Raw genomic sequence first — 18,270 nt, 5'->3', positions numbered from 1 at the left:
CATGAAACGGAAAACAAAATTGATACACGGCGGAATTCCGGGTGATCCCGCTACAGGTGCCGTATCGTTTCCGATTTACCAAGTAAGCACCTACAAACAAGAAGAAGTGGGTGTTCATAAAGGATATGAATATTCCCGAACAGGAAATCCGACCCGTTTTGCACTAGAAGAGCTTGTTAAAGACCTTGAAGAAGGAAAAAGAGGTTTCGCTTTCGGTTCTGGTATGGCAGCCATTACAGCTGTTATGATGCTGTTCAGTTCAGGTGACCATGTGATCCTGACGGATGATGTATATGGCGGGACATACCGCGTTGTATCTAAAGTCCTCAACCGAATTGGTATTGAAGCCACTTTTGTTGATACAACCGATCTAAATGCAGTAAAAGAAGCGATCAAACCGAATACAAAAGCACTATATGTCGAAACACCGACAAACCCATTGTTAAAAGTAACCGATTTAAAAGCAGCTTCCCAAGTGGCGAAAGAAAACAACCTGTTATTTATCGTAGACAATACGTTCAGCACTCCGTATTGGCAAACACCAATTACATTAGGAGCTGATATTGTTCTTCATTCGGCTACTAAATATATTGGCGGACATAGTGATGTCGTGGCAGGTATCGTCGTTGTAAACGATGATAAGCTGGCTGAGGATCTTCACTTTGTTCAGAATTCTACAGGCGGGATCTTAGGGCCGCAGGACTCTTGGCTCCTTATCAGAGGTATTAAGACGCTCGGTCTTCGTATGGAAGCCCACGAGGCCAATACGAAGAAAATTGTAGAGTTTCTGTCCAATCATCCAAGCGTTGAAAAAATTTATTACCCTGGACTTGAAAGCCATCCGCAGCATAGCATCGCAAAAGCGCAGGCAGGTGGTTTTGGCGGGATGGTATCATTCGATGTAGGTAGTGGCGAGAAAGCTGCCCAAGTCTTGAAAAAGGTACATTACTTTACCTTAGCAGAAAGCCTTGGCGCAGTAGAAAGCCTGATTTCTGTTCCTGCTCAGATGACGCATGCGTCCATTCCTTCTGACCGCAGAGCAGAACTCGGCATCACTGATGGATTAATCCGCATCTCAGTCGGAATTGAAGATGCAGATGACTTAATTGAAGATTTGAAGCAGGCGCTTCAATAAAATAAGAGAAAAAACTCCCGGCAGATAGAACCGGGAGTTTTTTCATATATTTGTCAAATATTACGTAGCCAGCAGCCGCCTGATATATGTTATTGTAAAATAAGAGGTTAGGAGGCTGATTAAGTAATGGATTCAAAAGTTATTCAAGATATTAAAGTTAAAATTCAGGATTATCAGCACTACGGGATTATCCTTTTATCATTAAGCTCGTTTCTTTATTTAGGAACTGTGATTCCTTTTGCAGGGAAAGATACAGCAGATGCGATTGTCTGCGGAGCAACTTCCATGGCAGGGCTTGGTTTTACTGCTCTTATGTATTATCAAGCGAAGAGATTAAAGAAACGTTTACAAGAGATACAATAAATAAAAAAATCCGGAGCCATGATGGGCTGCCGGATTTTTTTATCTGGATTTAGCGCCAGAACAAGGCACTATAGCTTATAAATCTTATATTGAAATACCAATGAATGTACCGATGCATAGCAGAAGGCCAAAGCCTAAATGAAGCATTGCTGTAAGTCCGAGTGCTTTGTTCAGTTCTTTAGGCTCCCAGGTGCGGGCTGCTATTCCTACTGCTTTTAATGCAATCGGCAGAGAAACGATGGCGATCAGGCTCCATGCAGGAAGCAATGAAGCAATTACGAGCAGCAACAGGATAATATACGTACCAAGCATTAATATATAATACTCGATTCGAGCTCCTTTTTTGCCGATTAATCCTGCAATCGTAATCTTATTGATCAATTTATCCGTATCGATGTCCCTCAGGTTATTGGCGTGCAATATGGCCATGATCAAGAATGCATTTGGAAGTGAAATAAGCACCGTTTCCCAGTGAACCGTTAGCGTCTGGACGTAGTAGGAGCCAATAACAGCCAAAACTCCAAGTGTCGTTCCAGAAGCAAATTCCCCAAAGCCATTGTAGGCTAGCGCATAGCGGGTAGCCGTATAAAAGTACCCGATCAGCAGAGAAGGAATTCCGATATATAAAATAAAGCTGCCAGTCAGACTGGCCAAAATTAATCCGATAATACTTCCTAAAGCAAAGAAGATGAGTCCTGTAATATGGACTTGCACAGGTGTCATTTCCTTACGGTCAATCACTCCGGACGGGCTGAGCGAGCCAGGCTGGTCAGCACCTTTCTTATAATCAAAGTAGTCGTTCACCAAGTTCGTCCCGCACTGCATGAATATAGCGCCTGCGAGTGTTAATAAAAAGATTCCCCAGTTGATCTCCGTCCATTTCATGGCGAGAATGGTACCGAAAAGCACTGGTATGATAGAAGCCGTCAATGAAAATGGCCGGGTAGAAGCCAATACTGTCTTAGGGCTTATCATAATCGTTCCCCCTATCTTACGAATTACAAATTATAAAGCATATCCATTATAAAACAAATGTTTGTGAAAAGGTACACATAATGCTTGTGTTTTATACAAAAAATGAAATTTGTGATGGTAAGTATGGAATGTTTTTCTTTTTATGAAATTCCGCAAAACAACGGGTATCTTTCCTAAGGGGGATGCATATAAATAAATTGTTTGGTAAAAAGAGGTTTACAAGTTACCATGATGTGGTTATAATTACCATGTAAGAAAAATCAGAATTTATTGAAGGAGGTCGAACACCATGATGCAATGTAAAACAATTTCAACTCTGAAACAACTGAATAAATCAAATCGATGTTCGGCCGTTGGACAGTAGTCTTTTTTAACAATTCATTTGGATAAAAAAGCGCCGCAGGCTGAACGATGCCTGTGGCTTTTTTGTGCCCATTTTTGGGTTGGCCGCAGGGGATCTTGTACTGCGGCCTTTTTTATAAATATCAACTTGTGGGAGGAGAGAAAAATGATGATTAGTATTGCTTTGTTGACTTGGTTCTCTTTGGAGAAGGATATGACCTGTTGATTTTAAAATTAAAGGAGGATTTACTATGTTTACACTACAATTATTTTTTGGCACAATTACTGTTTCTTTCAAACGAAAAATCAGAACACACCAAGAAGCTGTACATCAGCTAGTGGTGAATGAGAGGTTCGAAGCCAGCCGCGATAAAGTCGTGAATACGGTCCTAACCTTTTAGTAAATTTCACGATAAAAATTAATGGAGGGATAAATATGATGGTAAAAAGACACCTGGCGTTTCTCAATTGGATCATAACGGAGAAAGATACGACCTGAAAGGATAACCAGGAAGGAAAGGAGGAACCTGTATGTTTACACTAAACCTTTTCTTTGCTACGATTACCATTTCATTAAACAAGAATGAAATGACGTACAAAGAATATGTGCACCAGCAATATGTCAATGACTTGTTCGATGCTGCTCATGCAAAAGCAATCGACGCGAATTACATTCGATAATAGATAGAAAAAAGCCCTGCCTTGCGCAAATTATAGTGCGAGGCAGGGCTTTTGCTGTATGATGAAGATATAAATCATAAAGAAGGGTTAAAAGGGTTGAACGTTCATGAAAAAAGATATTCATTGCTGTGCCACCTGCATCAATTTTAAGGTTTCAAGAACGGAGAAGGGGATGAAATATGAGTGTACAAGGCTTGGATATGAAACCCAGCCTTCCTATAAATTCAACTGCTGGGAACCAAAGGATCACGTGAAAAAGTGGCTGGAAGAAGAATAACTTACCAGCCTCTTCCTGCCCCGCCACCGCCGGAAGACCCACCTCCACCACCGCGCCTTCCACCTCCACCGCCTCTGGATATCATGGAGAGGATCATGTAAGTCAGAAACCCATTAAAAAATTTCACATCCAAAAAGATAACCACTACGATGATAAGAATGTAAAACCACGAGAAAGGATCTTTTTTCTTCTCTTTAGGAGGGGGGGTATCCTGTCCCTTGTATTCTTGTTTGATCTCTTTAGCAAGAGCCTGATACGTTTGTGTGACAGCCGAATCTGGCTTCCCTTGTTTCATATAGGGAATCGCATTTTCGTCCAGAATCCTTCCAGCTTTGCCGTCTGGAATAGCACCCTCAAGACCATATCCGACTTCAATCCTGATTTTCTTCTGTGACATGGCAACGACGAGCAGTACGCCATTGTCCGCTTTTTTCGTGCCAAGCCCGTACGTTCTATAGGCTTTATTCGCATAGTTCTCAATGGGTTCACTTCCAATAGACTTAACGGTCAGGACAGCAAGCTGTGCTGTCGTTTGATCTTCCAGCTGTCTTCCCAATGACAGCAGCTCTGCTTCTTGCTGCTCATTTAAGATGTTCGCGTGGTCCTGAACATAAATATCTCCCGTTGGAGCAGGTATCTTTGCTGCTGATCCCGGTTCTCTGGCTGTTAGTATGGTGAAAAAGAGAAACACCATCAAAAGGAGGGAGAATTTTTTGGAAAGCATTATCCGTTTCCTCCAAAGTCTACTTTAGGCGGCTCTTTTGCGTTGACATTGGCCTTAAAGTATTCTTTTTTATCAAATCCTCCTATCCCAGCAATTAACGCTCCAGGAAATCGTTTTACTTTTTTATTATAGGAAGCCACTTCCTGGTTGTAATCCCTTCTGGCAACGGCGATCCGGTTTTCGGTGCCTGCAAGTTCATCCATAAGTTGAGTAAACTGTTTATCAGCTTTAAGGTTCGGGTACCGCTCCTGAATGACAAGAAGCCTGCTCAAAGCGCCGGTTAATTGGTCATTGGCTTGTGCCTTTTCCTGCGTTGATTGGGCACCGGCCAGGCGGGCACGCGCATCGGAAATATCCTTTATGACCTTCTTTTCATGTGAAGCATAGCCTTTGACGGTATTTACAAGGTTAGGCACCAAATCTACACGTCTTTGCAGCTGTGTCTCAATCTGCGAGTAGGACTGATCAACATCCTCTTCCTTGTTGACAAAACCGTTGTAGCTTGCCACAAACCAAATGATGATAACGCCTACAATAACTACAGGCCATATCCAGCTTTTTTTCATATGTACACTCCTTCAGCAAATTTACATTAATTTTTAGTTTTCCCCTATCTTATGATTTAAAAACGGAAAATATGGCTGAGGCTTAACAAGATTAAAATGGCTTAATAGAGGGTAAACACCCTATGTAGACGGATAAAAGTGAAGGAGGAATTGAAAATGAATGAAGATCAAACAAAAGGGAAAATGGATCAGGCCAAAGGTGAAGCAAAAAGAGAGCTAGGCAAGCTCACTGGAGATGAAAGAACAGAAGCAGAAGGCAACAAAGACAAAGCAAAAGGAAACATCCGTGAAGGTTATGGCGATGCCAAAGAAAAAGCAACAGATACAGTAAACAGCTTATTTGATAATAAAAGAGATTAAGTAAAAGTGAAACAAGGCCAGCTCCGAAAGGGAGTGGCCTTGTTTTTTGATTAAATATCCCAATGTTGACGGAACCAAGTCACGAAACCGGCAATATTGTTTTGCACCGCCATTTCAACTACTCCCTGCTTGATGTATGAATAAATTTTAATTACTCTTTAATTTTTGTCACAAAACGAGGGAGTTAATTGTCTTATTAGTGATTGCAAATTAAGGAGGAATTGAGCATGGAAACAAGATTTTTAATGGGAAAGGTCAATCCAGGAGGTTATGAGGCAATGTTGAACCTTGAAAAATACGTCATTTCAACGAGTTTGGATAAAAAGCTTAAAGAATTAATCAAAATACGTGCCTCCCAAGTCAACGGCTGTGCCTATTGTATTGATATGCATACGAAAGATGCACGTAAAATGGGGGAGACCGAACAGCGTATCTATGCTTTGAATGGCTGGCGGGAGACTCCGTTCTTTTCTCCTGAAGAACGAGCAGTGCTTGCGCTGACAGAATCGATCACACTCGTAGCTGACTCCCATGTTCCAGATGAAGTATATAGGGAAGTAGCGGAACATTTTGAGGAAAAACAAATAGCGGAAATCATCATGCAAATCGTAACCATCAATGCATGGAACCGCATTGGAGTTTCAACAAGGTTAATGCCGGAATAGATCAGATTCATTAGCTATTAAAATGCAAATGGAGATACGGAAGGTAGCTTACGTATCTCCATTTTTATTGGAGCGTGACAGGTTTATTGACGATCCTGTAATAGGCATAAACCAAGAAATAAGTAATAAAATAGGAACAAAATGTCCAGTAAACTGTCCACCCATTATGGTATACAAGCTGGTGATTAAGCAGGGATAGATACTCTAATCCAGTTGTTCCGATTGAGAAAAGAAAGATCAGAAGTAAATCATTCTTTTTACTAGTGTGAAGGGGGCGACCAATAACACGAGTTTACAGTACTTATTTAAAAGAAATACACCTGCCAACCAAGGCAGAACCATATAAAGAAGATAAGAGGCCAACATGCTATCACCAAATTTATGAATTTGGTGATAGCATGTTTCATTTTCTTCGCTTTCATTCAAAACGAAGAAAAAAGGCTATTCTATTTTACAGGTGCAATAAAAAAGGAACAGTATTTTGAATTAATGAACAGTTGATGTAATCGAATATCCAGCTGTTCATCTATAGATTTCGGAATGGTTATCACTCCTTTTTTATTAATCTTTATATATTTGGCTCCCTTTACTTCGTTTATGGTATTGGCCTGAATGATGATTAAGTCGTCTTTTTTACATACAGTCAGGAGGTCATTTTCTGTTATGTTAAATTCCTCTCTCCAAACGGCAGGCAGCAAAATGACACGATTTTTACCAGGCATATAGTATTTATCTGTTTCAACTATCAACTGTCAGACTCCCTTAATTAGTAGTTTTTAATAAATATTACCATGCCTGATATTTTTTTAAACTGATAAAAACGTTTCAATTTTACTCAGGAGATTTAGGTTAAAAGCTATTAATTGCTTAATTTTGCGCGTTAAACCGACTATTTGCCTGCGAATATGGTAAATGGAACCAATGTTCTCTGAAAACCTCTTTAAATACAGGACTAAAATCATCAGGTGAAAATGTAATAAAGGTAGGGGCTGATTGAGAAAACAAAAAAAGAAAAAAGCTAACTCATCGTTTATCAGAAGAGTTAGCCCTTTTACTAAAGTACGTCCCGAATCTTAACTTTCGAGTACCTTACCAATACAGCTGGTAATGTAACAAAGGTTAATTGAAATTTTAAAAAAGCATGTTTTTTGAAATACCTATTGAAACATTCAGAATATTATTGTAGAGTATAAAGTACAATTTGATACGTGATTTGTTTTCTTATCAAGAGAGGTAGAGGGAATGGCCCGATGACACCTCAGCAACCTTCAGCCGCAGATGGCTGAAAAGGTGCTAAGTCCATCAAGTTCGTTAATGAACTTGAAAGATAAGAGGAACGACAATTGATATTTTTCAAAAGTCTTCTTCTTAGAAGGCTTTTTTTATTTTATTTATTAGGAGGATCTCCATGTATAAAACGGAAACAAAGCTTGCCCAGATCGGCAACCGAAGTGAAGACCGTACAGGATCAGTAAATCCGCCCGTCTATTTTTCCACGGCTTATCGCCATACCGGAATAGGAGAATCAAGCGGATATGATTATATACGCACCGGCAATCCGACACGTCAGCTGCTGGAACAGGCAATAGCGGATCTCGAAGGAGCAGACCAGGGCTTTGCGTGCAGTTCAGGAATGTCCGCGATCGCCACGATCCTTTCCCTTTTTCAAGCGGGGGATGAATGGATCGTATCGAGCGATTTATACGGCGGGACCTATCGGTTATTGGAAGAAGGCTACAAAAAATGGGGTCTGTCCTGTAAATACGTAGATACGGCCAATACACTTGAAATCGAGCAGGCGATCACAGCTAAGACAAAAGCGATATTTCTTGAAACTCCGACAAATCCCTTAATGGAAACCTGTGATATACAAGCCATTACGGCTATCGGAAGGGAACATGATCTCTTGGTCATTGTTGACAATACGTTCTATACACCTTTGCTGCAAAAGCCGATCGAGCTTGGAGCAGATATCGTCATTCACAGTGCAACCAAGTATTTGGGCGGTCACAACGATGTACTCGCAGGGCTTGTCGCTGCCAAAGGAAAAAAACTTTGTGAAGAGCTGTCCTATTATCATAATGCCTCGGGAGCTGTGCTAAGTCCGTTTGATGCCTGGCTGTTGATGAGAGGCATGAAAACCTTGGCATTAAGGATGAAAAAGCATGAAGAAAACGCAAAGGCGGTTGTTGGATTTCTCCAAGAACATGAAGCCATTGCTGATGTGCTTTATCCGGGAAGAGGAGGAATGATCTCCTTTCGCCTTCGTAAAGAAGAGTGGGTGCCTGGCTTTCTGAAGGCTGTTTCACTGATCACATTTGCGGAAAGCCTGGGAGGCGTCGAAAGCTTCGTCACCTATCCGGCTACTCAGACACATGCCGATATTCCGGATGACATTCGCATCAAGCGAGGTGTGTGCAATCGTCTCGTGAGGCTGTCTGTTGGAATTGAGGATGAAAAGGACCTGATAGATGACTTATCGCAAGCACTCCAAATCGTTCAGAAGGAGGCAATCCCCCATGAGTGACTATTCCTGTTATAACTTTCAAACCAAATTGCTGCATCATAAGCATAAGACGGATCCAATAACCGGTGCGGTAAGTGTACCAATGCATCTTTCATCAACGTTTCATCAGGAGGATCTCGACCATTTCGGAAAATATGACTACAGCCGGTCAGCCAATCCGACTAGAGAAGCGTTGGAGGAACAGATCTCTAACCTGGAGGGAGGCTGCCGGGGATTCGCGTTCTCTTCAGGAATGGCCGCGATCTCGACTGCTTTTCTGCTCCTTTCACAGGGGGATCATGTGGTTATTTCAGAAGATGTTTACGGCGGCACTTTCCGAATGGTTACGGAAGTGCTCACAAGGCTGGGGATTACCCATACTTTTGTAGACATGACTGATCTGGATGCAGTTGAGAAAGCCATTCGCACCAATACAAAAGCTTTTTATATCGAAACACCATCCAATCCGCTTTTGAAGGTTACGGATATTCAAGCCGTCAGCGAGCTTGCAAAAGAACAAGGCGCTCTGACGTTTGTGGATAACACGTTCTTAACGCCAGCACTTCAGCAGCCTTTATCGTTAGGAGCAGACGTTGTGCTTCACAGTGCCACGAAATTTCTTGCCGGCCACAGTGATTTGGTTGCCGGACTCGCGGCCGTAAAGGATGAAGAACTGGCGGACCGCCTCTACTTTCTCCAGAATTCCTTTGGCGCAGTGCTGGGGGTACAGGATGCCTGGCTTCTCATGCGCGGATTGAAAACCCTGTACGTCCGGCTTCGCCATTCCTCAGAGGCAGCTGGTAAACTCGCTGATTACTTAAATCATCATCCTCTTGTTAAAAAGGTACATTACCCGGGGCTGAAAGAGCATTCCGGCTATCAATTGCAGCGCCAGCAAGCAGAAGGTCCCGGAGCTGTTTTTTCATTCGAGCTGGAGAGCGAACAGCTGGTCAGGCCATTCACTTCGCACCTTCAGATTCCGGTATTGGCGGTCAGCCTTGGAGCGGTGGAGTCCATTCTCTCTTACCCGGCAAAAATGTCACATGCGGCAATGCCAGAGCATGAACGAAGGAAGAGAGGAATCACGAATACGCTTTTCCGTTTTTCAGCAGGGCTTGAAGATCCTGAAGACCTGATCGCTGATTTTGAGTTTGCATTAGCGCAAAGCACGATCCAGGCACTCGCAAAATAGAAGGTTTTCGGATTTTGATTGTCTACAGAGCAATGGGGCATAAGAGCCCATGTTTCTCACGAGCCATAAAAAGTGGCTCTTTTTTTGAAATATGCCTCATCGTTTTGTTTATAAAGAGGGACAGCAAATCAGTGTTTGCGGAAAAACTGATTTGCTGTCCTATATAGATTTTGTAAACAGACAGGCAAAAAATGTCTTAGACCTGATTTTTCGTCCGTTTGTATTAATAGCCGACTAATCTTCGTTCAGACTGGAAATCGTCCCAGCTTTCACTAAACCAGTAGTTGAAGTATCATTACTGGTTATTTTCTCTGGTTCCTCTTGCTTCTGATCAGAGGCAAGAATTCTTATCCGACCATGAGTATCATGTGTAGACTTCATCGTTTATCCCCTCCTAAATTTCCGCTTAATAAAGCACTACTGATTACTGGACTGTTGTTGATTCTGTCCCTGCATATCGGTTCCCAATCCCATCATATTTGAAGCAAGCGGCATCATGTTTTTCATTTTCCCGCCATTACCACTCATCATTTGATACGCAGCAATACCAACTCCTACCGAAGCGATAATTGGTAAAATCGTATTCATATTGGTTTTCATCTACATCACCCCATTTTAGATTTTAGTCCATTTCTGAACCATTTTATTTTGTCTAAAACTGACTGAATAAATTAAGTTGATTATTACCAATGAATAATACATCGAAAAAATCTCTTTTCATGCATAATCCGGGGGAAATTCCAAAAGATAACGATAAAAGAAAGGAGAGAACATATGAATAAAAAACGAAATCTTATTCAATTTTTGGTGATCGTTTTCATGGTAGCTGTTTTAACAGCCTGTATGAATAACCGAGATAATAAGCAGGGAATGGATAATCAGAACAGAAATATGAGGAATATCAGTACTGATGAAAATATAGGTGATAATAATAACCAAGACAACCGACTGGATGTTGCAGATGAGGCAGCTGATCAAGTTGTCCAGCTTCCGGAAGTACGTAGGGCGAACGTCATCGTTACCGGTAATAATGCCTATGTGGCAGCTGTTTTGGAGGATGGAGCAAACGGCAAGCTGACAAAGGAAACCGAGAAAAAAATAGCAGACAGAGTAAAAAGCACAGATCCTGATATTAAGGACGTATTTGTGTCCACCAACCCTGACTTTGTGGACCGTGTTCAAAAGTACGTGAATGATGTTCAGGCCGGAAAACCTGTCAAAGGGTTCTTTGAACAATTCAGCGAGATGGTGCGCAGATTATTCCCAACACAAAGATAAGTTTTCTAAAAGCTCGAACTAAAAAATGAGGAAAAAGTGCAGATCACTCTTTCCTCATTTTTTTATGGCTGGCAATAAGGCATTATTTGAATAGCTTTATTCATTCTGTATACTTCTCAACAAACTGTACAATAAGCCGATTTAGTTCATCCGCTGCTTTTGTGGGGATCTGGTGTTTGACTTTGGGAATGAACTTTAGCTCATTAAAAGGCAAATTTTCATGAAGGAGCTTAGCATAAATGTGAAAGGGTTTATCTTTTTTACCATAGACCAACAGAATGGGCAGATTAATGTTTATCAGTTGCTTGGTGCAATTATAGTGCAAACTAGAATTGTAATACTCCTTGATATTGTGAGAAGATCCTCTCCGGCCAACTTGAAACATCTGTATAAACATCTCTTTTGTAATCGAATTGGTCCAAGAAGTGGACAAAGCCAAAACGGGGACAGCACCTATTTCCGCGAGCTTGACTCCTGCAGAAATCTTATCCTTAAGCTGTTTGTCCTTTACTTCAGAAATCCCCCCAATAATTATTCCCCCAAGCGCCCGGCTCGAATTAGTTAGCAAATACTCCAAAACGATAGAGCCACCCGTCGAGTAACCGCAAATAAATGCTTTTTTAATTTCAAGATGATCCAACAGGCTGATAATATCATCAGCAATGAGTGGATAGGTCAGCGGCCGTTTTGAATACTGGCTTCTTCCATGACCTCTAATATCAAAAGTAATAATCTTATACTTTGTGGATAACCCCTCTGCCTGATATGTAAAATTTAAGGAAGTAAGTACGGGAGGATGAATAAAAACAATGGGAATCCCTTCTCCTTGAACAGTATAGTACAGTTTAACGTCTCCAACATCCAGTAATGGCAAGATATAATTCACCTCAGCTTGAAATTCTATTCATAAAGTCTGCTAAGCTTGTTGAATTATTCATCAAAATCTAAAATTGCCGAATTTGAAATGATCAGGACTAACCCTTCATATTAGACAGATGAACTTATATTTGCACAGGTACGTGGTGATTAAATTAACAGTTTTGAAAGTTAAAAAAACCTTGATATTTGTTGGAATTTTTTCAGTGTCGAAAATGTATTGAAAGAAGTATGAGTAATTTTACTTCCAAATGGATAAAGTAACAAAGGAAAAATAAGAGAGGGGCTGTGTATCAGTGGAAAACACAAGTGATTTTGTAGAAAAATTGCACGAAAACCAGGAAAAAGCAGAAAAAAATAAAAAGCATCAAGGCAAAGGTAATCCAGGGACCAAGCTGCCAAATAAGCAACACGGCACGAACAAGTAGCCTTTGGGTACATTTATTTTATAGAAAAGAAAGACCATCTCTAGACGGTCTTTCTTTTTTAAATATGATATTTAAGTTGACACTTAATTAAGTGGATGCTAAATTATATCTATGATTGAAAAAGCGATTCATTCATTATCCGTACCTACACGTCGTGCCATATTAGATGTATTGAGAGGTCGAGAGTTGGCTTCTAGTGACATTGCTGCACACTTTGAGTTATCAGCGCCTGCAATATCTCAGCATTTGAAAGTGCTGCATGACTCAGGCATGGTGGTTGTCCGCAAATCAGGAACTAAACGCTATTATCGAATTAGAAGGGAAGGTTTCGCAGATTTAAAAGAATTCGTAGATCAGTTCTGGGACAATAGCCTGTTCGCCTTGAAGGAAGCAGCTGAAGAGGAAGAAAGGAGAAAACATGAGTAAGCCTACCGAAAATCTTAGGAAAGAAATTTGGATTGATTGTAGTCCCAGTACGTTATTCACTTTTTTTACAGATCCCGACAAAATGAACCGGTGGATGGGAAGACATGTATTGCTGGAGCCAAAAATCGGAGGGAAGTACCGGATTGACATAAACGGTGAAAACGTCGCTATTGGTGAGTACAAAGAGCTCATTCCAAATGAAAAGGTAGTACTTACTTGGGGATGGGAAGATTCTGAGGTAATGCCCCCCGGATCAACGACGGTTGAATTTTTGTTGAAGCCACAATATCAGGGTACTCTTTTAATATTAAATCATTATGACATCCCTGTTGAAAAAGTACCCACTAATCAAAAGGGATGGACTCATTATATTGACCGTATCAAACATTTAGGAGAAGGAAATGATCTCGGAGCAGATCCCTGGTCAGTACAAGGTGAATAAAGGGAGGAATAATTATGTCTACAACTATTCAAGAAAAAATCAAATTTAACACCACTCCAGAAAGACTATATCAAGCACTAACGGATTCCAAGAAGTTCAGCGATTTAACTGGTGCACCTGCAGAAATTTATTCTGAAGAAGGAGGATCTTTTTCCTGTTTCGGTGGAATGATTGCCGGAAGAATGATTGAGCTCATTCCTAATAAACGAATTGTACAAGCATGGCGTGCAGGAAACTGGGATTCAGGAGTTTATTCAATAGTGAATTTCGAATTGTTTTCAGAAGGAGAAAATACTTTATTATACTTTAGTCATATCGGTTTTCCTGAAGGACAAGGGGAGCACTTGAAGCAAGGATGGGAAGAGAATTACTGGAAACCATTAAAAAATATGTAAGTGAATAAGAAGTAGAAAAAGAGGGAGAACTCCATATCTCTCTCTTTTTTTTCAAGAATAGATGTTTTGCTATCTTAGTAGCACAAAGATGATTTCGAAAGGCTTTACCGTACCTAATATTATGGAAACCAGAAATGATTTGAAAAAGAAGAAACCTAGAAATTCACTTGTTTTTTATCCAACAAGCAGGTGCATTGCTTAAAGTTCCAGCTGCCATTTTAGGCAGCTTTTCTTATTGAGTTAAAAAAGGCAGATTAGTAAAAAAAGGTAGAAACTGAAGTTGGAAGTAATTATGCAGTATTCTAGGTACATAAAAACAAGACCACCCTCTTTTTAAGGTGGATTTGAAAATTGGACATATTTTATTTTAAATATACTATTCAAAAAAAGCTTTATTTGGATTAACCTAAAAGAAATTACACTTTATTAAATAAAAAACTATTACTGAATATGGGTGTTTTCTAACACCAGTACCTTTTCTTGAGTGGAATGAGCCTTTTCTTTCGTATGATGAACTAATCTTATAATTTCACCCTGAGTCTGCTTGGCACCTTTTACTAATAAGGGAACACCCAATGAATCGATTTTTAGCCTTCTAGATAATAAGCCTCCAATAGTCATGGCAAATGGTACGGTTGGCGATGTATTCGAAAAAATAATCCTTTCATTACTATCAAATTTTTCTTTTAACAGTAAGCTTAAATTTTTGAGGCTTGGAACTAAAACTTTCGAATTTCCTCGACCAATTGTATAAACGGAATCTCCGTCTTCATCAAAACCATGAAAAATAATTTTACCCATGTCTGATGTATTAAGTTTATTAAAATATCTGACGCTTAAGATATCTTCGGTTGTAAGAGGTTTGTTACTTTGTAATTCTTTTAAATGATAGGCAGCAGCTAAAGCAGTAGTATGCGTTCCACCATAGTCATTATAAATATAAATCATGATTTCCTCCATCATTAGTAACGACTTGATATATCTTTATTTTTAGCTATACATAAAGAAATCATACTTAGTAATTACAGTGGCAGTATGTTTAGAAAGGTAGAACAAGCGGATTTATTAATGTTTCAATTTAGTCAGGGGCTATTTGCTATATACGCACCAGCTATTCGCCCGCCAACTGTAGCAATAGGAGAAAGTCGTATACGGTTGACTGTCACCTCTGAGCATAGTTTTATAGAAATAAATTACTTGTTAGATTCATTTAACATAATTGGAAAAGAGTTAAACATGATTTCATTAAGTTGTTAAGGCTGCCTCAAAAGTCCGCAAACCCTGTGGCTTTAATTGAGGCGGTCTGTTTTTTATACAATGGCTCAACAACAAATCAGTGATGGACTTACATCATAAAAAAGTGGGATGTTTTCATGACTAATATTAGTTTCGTCTCAAACTGACTTAAAACACACAAATGACTTTTGGCGACGCCACGATGAACAACGGGTTGAAAAAGCAGATATTCAGCTCTCCTCATGGACATATTAAAATAAAAACAACATGATTGTTAGAAGGTTGGAGAAGTTTTCCATTGGATAAGATAGGTTTTAAGAAGATATTCCAATTTGCTTTTGCAATAAGAGGAAGGAGCTCTTGAAGTTGTTTCGACGAAAAAGGTTTAAAAAGAAAGACAAACTTAATACGCAACAACAGCAGGTAACGAAGCAACAAGTTCTTTCTTTAGACTTGAATGAAAATCTAGAGGTTCTTCGCTCCATGTATCAGGATTGCTTTGATGTGGTCTTTCGAACGTTTTTGATAGGTGGAAAAACAAAGGCCGTTATTGTTTATATAGAGGGCTTATCCAATATTGAGGAACTTGATGATAATGTAATCGCCCCGCTAATGGAAGAAGCATCAGGAAAAGTTCGAAGTCCGCAGGCGGCGCTAGGGGAAAGAATGCACATATCAAAACTGAAAGAAGTTATGACGTTTGCTGATTGTATAGAGAATATTTCAATCGGAAACCCTGTGCTTTTATTAGAACAAGAAGAGTCAGGGCTTGCCTTGGGGCTGGCCAAGTGGGAAAAGAGATCGATTGAAGAACCGACTGCAGAGAGCCTCGTACGGGGACCAAGGGAAGGGTTTGTGGAAACATTGGGAGTCAATACCTCCCTGCTCCGACGAAAGATCAAAAGTCCTGACCTCAAAATGAAATCGATGAAAATTGGGCGCTATACCAGTACGAATATTGTGATTGCATACATAGAAGGACTGGCGGATCAAACTCTCATTAATGAAATAGAAAACCGATTGCATCGCATCGATATAGACAGTGTATTGGAAAGTGGATATATCGAGGAATTGATCGAAGACAATCCTCGTTCTCCTTTTCCTCAACTCATAAATACAGAACGCCCTGATACAGCCGCAGCTAATCTTATGGAGGGTCGGGTAGTGATTTTGGTGGACGGTACTCCTTTTGTGTTAATTGCACCCATTAGCTTTTTTTCTTTACTCCAATCGCCAGAGGACTATTACCAACGTTCTCTCGTTAGTTCAAGCATCCGCTTATTGCGTTTCTTGTTTATGGGGATGTCTCTTGTTCTACCTGCGCTCTATGTAGGGGTTACTACCTACCACCAGGAAATGGTGCCGACATCCTTGCTGATCAGTATAGCAGCTGCAAGAGAATCCGTTCCCTTCCCAGTGTTTGTGGAAGCATTACTGTTGGAGATTACTTTTGAAGCGTTGCGTGAGGCGGGGGTCCGGCTTCCTAAACAAATTGGGGCTGCTGTCAGTATTGTTGGTGCTCTGGTAATAGGTGAAGCGGCTGTCTCAGCAGGTCTTGTTTCTGCCCCAATGGTTATTGTTGTGGCTATTACAGGAATTTCATCTTTTATGATGCCGCACTATACACAAGGGATGGCGCTCCGGCTGCTGCGGTTTCCGTTGATTTTTCTTGCCGCTACGCTTGGTTTGCTTGGAATTATGCTTGGGGTTATTACGATTGTCGTCCACTTATGTACATTGCGTTCATTTGGGCTTCCATACTTATCGCCAATCGCCCCGTTGCATGGCCGTGAATTGAAAGATACGCTCTTTCGTGCTCCATGGTGGATGATGAACAACCGGCCGCATTTAACTGGCAAATTCAATAGCTACCGACAGACTCCCGGGGAAAAACCGAATCCAAGTAAAGAACAACAATAGAGTAAGGGCTTCAAGGGAAGGATATGAAAAAGGATGAATCTCTTTCTATCTCGAAAATTCATAATATCGTTCACCATTCTTCTCCTTCTTTCATCTAGTTTCCTGCTTACTGGCTGCTGGGACAGAAAAGAAGTCAATGATATGGCACTGGTATTGGGAGCTGCCATCGATAAAAGCAAAGGCAATAATATTGAGCTTACCATCCAAACTTTGCAACCTCGTAACGTAATCAGTGGTCAGCAGGGAACAGGGGGCGGGGGATCCATCATTTCGGTGAGATCGGCGGTTGGAGAAAATATGGCAGATGCCACGTCAAAGCTTCAGACAAAAATTTCACGTCAAATCTTCTGGGGACACTGTAAAGTATTCATAATTGGCAGGAAGCTTGCTAAAAAAGGAGGACTTGACCAGGAGATTGATTTTTTACTTCGTCATCCAGAGCCTCGGGAAAATGCTCATTTGTTTGTCAGTGATGGGAAGGCAGCCGATATTATGGAATTAATGCCGCCACTAGATCGTTACGAGGGAGAAGCTCTCAGAAGGTTATCTCAGATGCGTACTGGTGCAGCGGTTACCGTTAACGAATTTGAAGAGATGTTAACAGGTGATGGAGGTGGGGCAATCCTGCCCTTGATTAAGATTTTACCCCGTATTCATGGGGAAGAAAAAGCAGAAACATCGGCTTATATCGCCGGTACTGCTATTTTTAGGAAAGATAAAATGGTCGGTAAAATTGATGCAAAGGTAACAAGAGGGTTGTTGTGGTTAAGAAATGAAATCAAAGTGTTGTCGATTACAGTATATCCGAAGAGAAGAGAAACCCTATCATTGGATCCTATTCGGCAAAAGACGAGGCTGATCCCTAAAATCAAGGACGGAAAGTGGGGAATCACGGCCAAAATCACTTCAGAAAATACAATTGTAGAAAATGGAACCAATCTTGACCCGATGAGTCTCAATTTTGTAAAACGGATTGAAAATGAAGCAAAAAAAGACCTCAAACACCGCATTAATCTGTCCTTAGACCAAGTTCAGAAAGGAATGAAAGTCGACGTGTTCGGTTTTGCAGAAGCGTTTCACCGCAAATACCCTAAAGAATGGGAAAAAGAAAAAGATCATTGGGATAAGGTCCTTCCTCAAGTGGACGTGAATACAGATATTACCATGCGTATAAGCCGGCCTGGTTTGTCTACCACACCGGCGGGCTTCAGGGAAGAAGAGACAAAAAGGAAATGAAATGGATGGCGGCAGTAATAGGGTTAACAATATTGGTGGTTCTTCTTACTCTATATGAGTGGCCAAAAATGGATCAACACCAGAAAAAGGAGAAAACGGCTTTTGTAACCATAACAGCAATGGGGTGGCTGCTCGCCATCCTTCTTCTTTTCTTCCCGGACTTACCAGGTCCTACGCAAATGATCGACAAGCTTTTCAAACCATTAGGCAGGATGCTTGAGAAAAAGTAGGATAATGGAAAAAGAGC

The 18,270-nt window shown here is 40.7% G+C and carries 25 protein-coding genes, 1 pseudogene and 1 riboswitch; of the genes and pseudogenes, 18 read left to right on the top strand and 8 right to left on the bottom strand.

The annotated features are described in order from the left end of the window. The first annotated feature begins 1 nt into the window (after window position 1). Window positions 2-1,135: a bifunctional cystathionine gamma-lyase/homocysteine desulfhydrase gene (locus LCY76_RS14755; RefSeq protein WP_248253249.1), complete on the top strand. Its 1,134-nt coding sequence runs from the start codon at window positions 2-4 to the stop codon at window positions 1,133-1,135. Window positions 1,136-1,261: 126 nt separating this feature from the next. Beyond that, a complete protein-coding gene (locus LCY76_RS14750) occupies window positions 1,262-1,498 on the top strand; it encodes a YrhC family protein (RefSeq protein ID WP_248253248.1) in 237 nt (78 codons plus the stop codon). 84 nt (window positions 1,499-1,582) lie between these two features. Here LCY76_RS14750 and menA read toward each other — a convergent pair whose 3' ends face one another. Continuing rightward, entirely contained in the window at window positions 1,583-2,473 is an 891-nt protein-coding gene (menA, locus tag LCY76_RS14745) for a 1,4-dihydroxy-2-naphthoate octaprenyltransferase (protein WP_091004299.1), read from the bottom strand. Between the two features lie 593 nt (window positions 2,474-3,066). On the opposite strand from menA, the gene LCY76_RS14740 reads away from it, so the two are divergent. The 3 genes from LCY76_RS14740 (at window position 3,067) to LCY76_RS14730 (ending at window position 3,773) form a co-directional block, all read left to right on the top strand. Next, the gene (locus LCY76_RS14740; RefSeq protein ID WP_248253247.1) at window positions 3,067-3,216 is read left to right on the top strand and encodes a hypothetical protein; all 150 of its coding nucleotides are present in this window, start codon (window positions 3,067-3,069) and stop codon (window positions 3,214-3,216) included. 130 nt (window positions 3,217-3,346) lie between these two features. Continuing rightward, window positions 3,347-3,496, top strand: a complete 150-nt coding sequence (locus LCY76_RS14735; RefSeq protein WP_248253246.1) for a YrzI family small protein — start codon at window positions 3,347-3,349, stop codon at window positions 3,494-3,496. 106 nt (window positions 3,497-3,602) lie between these two features. Continuing rightward, window positions 3,603-3,773, top strand: a complete 171-nt coding sequence (locus LCY76_RS14730; protein WP_248253245.1) for a hypothetical protein — start codon at window positions 3,603-3,605, stop codon at window positions 3,771-3,773. 1 nt (window position 3,774) lies between these two features. On the opposite strand, the gene LCY76_RS14725 is transcribed toward LCY76_RS14730, so the two are convergent. Next, the gene (locus tag LCY76_RS14725) at window positions 3,775-4,497 is read right to left on the bottom strand and encodes a TPM domain-containing protein (RefSeq protein ID WP_419714951.1); all 723 of its coding nucleotides are present in this window, start codon (window positions 4,495-4,497) and stop codon (window positions 3,775-3,777) included. Beyond that, entirely contained in the window at window positions 4,497-5,063 is a 567-nt protein-coding gene (locus LCY76_RS14720) for a LemA family protein (RefSeq protein WP_248253244.1), read from the bottom strand. Before LCY76_RS14720 ends, LCY76_RS14725 begins: the two co-directional genes overlap by 1 nt. Window positions 5,064-5,219: 156 nt before the next feature. Between LCY76_RS14720 and LCY76_RS14715 the strand changes: the two genes are divergently transcribed. Beyond that, window positions 5,220-5,423 carry a CsbD family protein gene (locus LCY76_RS14715; protein WP_062234282.1) on the top strand — a complete coding sequence of 68 codons (204 nt, stop codon included), beginning with the start codon at window positions 5,220-5,222 and terminating at the stop codon, window positions 5,421-5,423. Between the two features lie 227 nt (window positions 5,424-5,650). Then, entirely contained in the window at window positions 5,651-6,088 is a 438-nt protein-coding gene (locus LCY76_RS14710; protein WP_248253243.1) for a carboxymuconolactone decarboxylase family protein, read from the top strand. Window positions 6,089-6,534: 446 nt separating this feature from the next. Here the strand turns inward: LCY76_RS14710 and LCY76_RS14705 are convergent, their stop codons facing one another. Then, entirely contained in the window at window positions 6,535-6,837 is a 303-nt protein-coding gene (locus LCY76_RS14705; RefSeq protein WP_248253242.1) for a hypothetical protein, read from the bottom strand. 469 nt (window positions 6,838-7,306) lie between these two features. Further along, window positions 7,307-7,422, top strand: a riboswitch (SAM riboswitch). Between the two features lie 74 nt (window positions 7,423-7,496). Between LCY76_RS14705 and LCY76_RS14700 the strand changes: the two genes are divergently transcribed. Both LCY76_RS14700 and metC read left to right on the top strand, forming a co-directional pair. Then, window positions 7,497-8,615, top strand: a complete 1,119-nt coding sequence (locus LCY76_RS14700) for a methionine biosynthesis PLP-dependent protein (RefSeq protein ID WP_248253241.1) — start codon at window positions 7,497-7,499, stop codon at window positions 8,613-8,615. After that, window positions 8,608-9,786, top strand: coding sequence for a cystathionine beta-lyase (gene metC / locus LCY76_RS14695; RefSeq protein ID WP_248253240.1), 1,179 nt, complete (start codon window positions 8,608-8,610; stop codon window positions 9,784-9,786). Before LCY76_RS14700 ends, metC begins: the two co-directional genes overlap by 8 nt. A gap of 234 nt (window positions 9,787-10,020) precedes the next feature. On the opposite strand, the gene LCY76_RS14690 is transcribed toward metC, so the two are convergent. Continuing rightward, window positions 10,021-10,167, bottom strand: coding sequence for a hypothetical protein (locus LCY76_RS14690; protein WP_248253239.1), 147 nt, complete (start codon window positions 10,165-10,167; stop codon window positions 10,021-10,023). A 36-nt stretch (window positions 10,168-10,203) separates the two neighbouring features. Continuing rightward, window positions 10,204-10,386 (bottom strand): hypothetical protein, encoded by a 183-nt coding sequence (locus tag LCY76_RS14685; RefSeq protein WP_248253238.1) that lies wholly within the window; start codon window positions 10,384-10,386, stop codon window positions 10,204-10,206. A 174-nt stretch (window positions 10,387-10,560) separates the two neighbouring features. On the opposite strand from LCY76_RS14685, the gene LCY76_RS14680 reads away from it, so the two are divergent. Further along, window positions 10,561-11,064, top strand: a complete 504-nt coding sequence (locus LCY76_RS14680; RefSeq protein ID WP_248253237.1) for a YhcN/YlaJ family sporulation lipoprotein — start codon at window positions 10,561-10,563, stop codon at window positions 11,062-11,064. Window positions 11,065-11,164: 100 nt separating this feature from the next. Here LCY76_RS14680 and LCY76_RS14675 read toward each other — a convergent pair whose 3' ends face one another. Next, window positions 11,165-11,938 carry an alpha/beta fold hydrolase gene (locus tag LCY76_RS14675; protein WP_248253236.1) on the bottom strand — a complete coding sequence of 258 codons (774 nt, stop codon included), beginning with the start codon at window positions 11,936-11,938 and terminating at the stop codon, window positions 11,165-11,167. A gap of 298 nt (window positions 11,939-12,236) precedes the next feature. Between LCY76_RS14675 and LCY76_RS14670 the strand changes: the two genes are divergently transcribed. The 4 genes from LCY76_RS14670 to LCY76_RS14655 all read left to right on the top strand — a co-directional run bounded on the left by LCY76_RS14670 (window position 12,237) and on the right by LCY76_RS14655 (window position 13,631). Continuing rightward, complete coding sequence (locus tag LCY76_RS14670; protein ID WP_082316190.1) at window positions 12,237-12,368, top strand: DUF4023 domain-containing protein; 132 nt, start codon at window positions 12,237-12,239, stop codon at window positions 12,366-12,368. 111 nt (window positions 12,369-12,479) lie between these two features. Next, window positions 12,480-12,794 carry an ArsR/SmtB family transcription factor gene (locus tag LCY76_RS14665; RefSeq protein WP_053357767.1) on the top strand — a complete coding sequence of 105 codons (315 nt, stop codon included), beginning with the start codon at window positions 12,480-12,482 and terminating at the stop codon, window positions 12,792-12,794. Next, window positions 12,787-13,236, top strand: coding sequence for an SRPBCC family protein (locus LCY76_RS14660; RefSeq protein WP_248253235.1), 450 nt, complete (start codon window positions 12,787-12,789; stop codon window positions 13,234-13,236). The genes LCY76_RS14665 and LCY76_RS14660 overlap by 8 nt, the downstream gene beginning before the upstream one ends. A gap of 14 nt (window positions 13,237-13,250) precedes the next feature. After that, the gene (locus LCY76_RS14655) at window positions 13,251-13,631 is read left to right on the top strand and encodes an SRPBCC family protein (RefSeq protein WP_248253234.1); all 381 of its coding nucleotides are present in this window, start codon (window positions 13,251-13,253) and stop codon (window positions 13,629-13,631) included. Window positions 13,632-14,072: 441 nt separating this feature from the next. Here the strand turns inward: LCY76_RS14655 and LCY76_RS14650 are convergent, their stop codons facing one another. Continuing rightward, window positions 14,073-14,579: a DUF3189 family protein gene (locus LCY76_RS14650; protein WP_248253233.1), complete on the bottom strand. Its 507-nt coding sequence runs from the start codon at window positions 14,577-14,579 to the stop codon at window positions 14,073-14,075. A gap of 150 nt (window positions 14,580-14,729) precedes the next feature. Between LCY76_RS14650 and LCY76_RS14645 the strand changes: the two are divergent. The 4 genes and pseudogenes from LCY76_RS14645 to LCY76_RS14630 form a co-directional block, all read left to right on the top strand. Continuing rightward, window positions 14,730-14,888: pseudogene (locus LCY76_RS14645) on the top strand (8-amino-7-oxononanoate synthase); the annotation flags it as partial. Between the two features lie 345 nt (window positions 14,889-15,233). Beyond that, on the top strand, window positions 15,234-16,787 hold the full coding sequence (locus tag LCY76_RS14640; RefSeq protein WP_248253232.1) for a spore germination protein: 1,554 nt from the start codon (window positions 15,234-15,236) through the stop codon (window positions 16,785-16,787). Window positions 16,788-16,820: 33 nt separating this feature from the next. Beyond that, on the top strand, window positions 16,821-18,023 hold the full coding sequence (locus tag LCY76_RS14635) for a Ger(x)C family spore germination protein (protein WP_248253231.1): 1,203 nt from the start codon (window positions 16,821-16,823) through the stop codon (window positions 18,021-18,023). Then, window positions 18,020-18,253: a hypothetical protein gene (locus tag LCY76_RS14630; RefSeq protein ID WP_248253230.1), complete on the top strand. Its 234-nt coding sequence runs from the start codon at window positions 18,020-18,022 to the stop codon at window positions 18,251-18,253. Before LCY76_RS14635 ends, LCY76_RS14630 begins: the two co-directional genes overlap by 4 nt. The last annotated feature ends 17 nt before the right edge of the window (window positions 18,254-18,270 follow it).

The sequence above is a fragment of the Fictibacillus marinisediminis genome (genome assembly GCF_023149135.1).
Lineage (GTDB): Bacteria > Bacillota > Bacilli > Bacillales > Fictibacillaceae > Fictibacillus_C > Fictibacillus_C marinisediminis.
The sequence above is the reverse complement of the archived record's forward strand: the minus strand, read 5'-3'. Positions and strand labels throughout refer to the sequence as shown.

Coding starts and splice junctions, on each gene's coding strand:
- LCY76_RS14755 (WP_248253249.1), top strand. CDS start 2: ATGAAACGGAAAACAAAATTGATACACGGCGGAATTCCGGGTGATCCC.
- LCY76_RS14750 (WP_248253248.1), top strand. CDS start 1,262: ATGGATTCAAAAGTTATTCAAGATATTAAAGTTAAAATTCAGGATTAT.
- menA (WP_091004299.1), bottom strand. CDS start 2,473: ATGATAAGCCCTAAGACAGTATTGGCTTCTACCCGGCCATTTTCATTG.
- LCY76_RS14740 (WP_248253247.1), top strand. CDS start 3,067: ATGTTTACACTACAATTATTTTTTGGCACAATTACTGTTTCTTTCAAA.
- LCY76_RS14735 (WP_248253246.1), top strand. CDS start 3,347: ATGTTTACACTAAACCTTTTCTTTGCTACGATTACCATTTCATTAAAC.
- LCY76_RS14730 (WP_248253245.1), top strand. CDS start 3,603: ATGAAAAAAGATATTCATTGCTGTGCCACCTGCATCAATTTTAAGGTT.
- LCY76_RS14725 (WP_419714951.1), bottom strand. CDS start 4,497: ATGCTTTCCAAAAAATTCTCCCTCCTTTTGATGGTGTTTCTCTTTTTC.
- LCY76_RS14720 (WP_248253244.1), bottom strand. CDS start 5,063: ATGAAAAAAAGCTGGATATGGCCTGTAGTTATTGTAGGCGTTATCATC.
- LCY76_RS14715 (WP_062234282.1), top strand. CDS start 5,220: ATGAATGAAGATCAAACAAAAGGGAAAATGGATCAGGCCAAAGGTGAA.
- LCY76_RS14710 (WP_248253243.1), top strand. CDS start 5,651: ATGGAAACAAGATTTTTAATGGGAAAGGTCAATCCAGGAGGTTATGAG.
- LCY76_RS14700 (WP_248253241.1), top strand. CDS start 7,497: ATGTATAAAACGGAAACAAAGCTTGCCCAGATCGGCAACCGAAGTGAA.
- metC (WP_248253240.1), top strand. CDS start 8,608: ATGAGTGACTATTCCTGTTATAACTTTCAAACCAAATTGCTGCATCAT.
- LCY76_RS14690 (WP_248253239.1), bottom strand. CDS start 10,167: ATGAAGTCTACACATGATACTCATGGTCGGATAAGAATTCTTGCCTCT.
- LCY76_RS14685 (WP_248253238.1), bottom strand. CDS start 10,386: ATGAAAACCAATATGAATACGATTTTACCAATTATCGCTTCGGTAGGA.
- LCY76_RS14680 (WP_248253237.1), top strand. CDS start 10,561: ATGAATAAAAAACGAAATCTTATTCAATTTTTGGTGATCGTTTTCATG.
- LCY76_RS14665 (WP_053357767.1), top strand. CDS start 12,480: ATGATTGAAAAAGCGATTCATTCATTATCCGTACCTACACGTCGTGCC.
- LCY76_RS14660 (WP_248253235.1), top strand. CDS start 12,787: ATGAGTAAGCCTACCGAAAATCTTAGGAAAGAAATTTGGATTGATTGT.
- LCY76_RS14655 (WP_248253234.1), top strand. CDS start 13,251: ATGTCTACAACTATTCAAGAAAAAATCAAATTTAACACCACTCCAGAA.
- LCY76_RS14650 (WP_248253233.1), bottom strand. CDS start 14,579: ATGATTTATATTTATAATGACTATGGTGGAACGCATACTACTGCTTTA.
- LCY76_RS14635 (WP_248253231.1), top strand. CDS start 16,821: ATGAATCTCTTTCTATCTCGAAAATTCATAATATCGTTCACCATTCTT.
- LCY76_RS14630 (WP_248253230.1), top strand. CDS start 18,020: ATGAAATGGATGGCGGCAGTAATAGGGTTAACAATATTGGTGGTTCTT.